2 protein-coding genes are annotated in these 1799 nt (G+C 36.0%); both read right to left on the bottom strand.

What is annotated here, in order from left to right; translation table 11 throughout:
* The coding region (locus AMN78_RS01745; protein WP_256997692.1) for a UbiA family prenyltransferase at nt 1-588 on the bottom strand (588 nt) is incomplete at its 3' end.
* Nucleotides 589-1799: cytochrome c oxidase subunit I (locus AMN78_RS01750; RefSeq protein ID WP_075533885.1), on the bottom strand; the 1211-nt coding region annotated here is incomplete at its 5' end.

The raw sequence follows: 1799 nt of genomic DNA on the forward strand, positions 1-1799 counted from the left end.
AGTACTTAATTGCCACCCTTGCATTCTTGATTTTATTTTCTCAATATTCGCTAATTTCCATTCATTACTAATATTTCCAGTCGCTATCGTCCATCCTATAACAGGGGGTAATGCTCCAGCGGCCCCACCTATAACAATATTTTGTGGAGTTTTCCTTTTTAACCAAATTGTATAAACAAAAAAATAAAAAGCAATTGTTGATGCTAATAAAATTGCAGAAATTAAGTTCGCTGAGAAGTAAATGATGCTTACCGACAAAGTTGATAAAATTACGCCAAAATATAAAGCTTGATCTTTTTTAACCTTTCCAGTTGGAATAGGTCTTAAACAAGTTCTACTCATTAAAGCATCTAGATCAGACTCATACCACATATTAAGTGTTCCAGCAGCTCCAGAGCCTATAGCTACCGCTAGTAAAGAAATACAAGCAGAAGTAAAATCTACATTATTTGGAGCTATTAATAAACCAACCATACAGGTAAATAAGACTAAAGACATTACTCTTGGTTTCATTAAATTAAAAAATGAATTTAGGTCCAAGGCTAAACCAAGTTTAGAGTTTCTAGTTTTTATACTTATCTGGCTCAATTACTTTACTTTAGGTAGCTCTTCAAAAGTATGGAATGGTGGCGGTGATGACACTGTCCATTCTAGAGTTGTTGCTCCTTCTCCCCATGGATTTGGTTCTGCTTTTTTCTTTTTCATAAAAGCGTACAATAAATTTAATAAAAATACCGCTAGGCCGATGATAGATATATATGAACCAATTGAAGAAATATAATTCCAACCAGCAAATGCATCTGGATAATCTGCATATCTTCTTGGCATTCCTGCTAATCCTAGGAAATGTTGAGGGAAAAATATTAAGTTGACACCTATGAATGTTAACCAAAAATGTAATTTTCCCAAAAATTCTGAATATTCATAACCTGTCATTTTACTAAACCAATAGTAAAATCCTGCGAAAATTGCATACACAGCGCCCATCGATAATACGTAATGGAAATGCGCTACAACATAATAAGTGTCATGAAGCGCGGTATCTACACCTGCGTTTGCAAGAACCACGCCAGTTACACCTCCTAAAGTAAATAGAAAAATAAAACCAATAGCCCATAGCATAGGGGTCTGAAAGCTTATAGAGCCTCCCCACATTGTTGCTATCCAAGAAAAAATCTTAATTCCAGTCGGCACTGCAATAATCATTGTTGCAGCTAAGAAATAAGCTTTTGTATCTGTGTCTAATCCAACCGTATACATATGGTGAGCCCAAACAACGAAACCAACAACTCCAATAGCCACCATCGCATAGGCCATTCCGAGATAACCAAACACAGGCTTCCTTGAAAAAGTTGAAACTATATGGCTTATCATTCCAAAACCTGGCAAAATTAAAATGTATACTTCTGGATGACCAAAAAACCAAAACAAATGTTGAAATAGAACTGGATCTCCGCCTGTTTGTGCTTCAAAAAAAGCGGTTCCAAAATTTCTATCTGTCAAAAGCATTGTTATAGCTCCCGCTAAAACTGGTAGAGACAATAAAAGTAAAAATGCTGTTACTAAAATTGACCATGAAAATAATGGCATTTTGTGTAAAGTCATACCAGGAGTTCTCATATTTAAAATTGTTGTGATAAAATTAATTGCCCCTAAAATTGAAGAAGCTCCTGCCACATGTAAGCTTAAAATCGCTAAATCCATCGCAGGTCCTGGCTGACCAGTTTTTGAAGATAGAGGTGGATAAATTGTCCAACCTCCCCCTACTCCCTTCGCACCTGGAGGGCCATCAACAAAAA

Origin of the sequence: Candidatus Pelagibacter communis (assembly GCF_001179945.1) — a bacterium.
GTDB classification, from domain to species: Bacteria; Pseudomonadota; Alphaproteobacteria; order Pelagibacterales; family Pelagibacteraceae; genus Pelagilacustribacter; species Pelagilacustribacter ubique_A.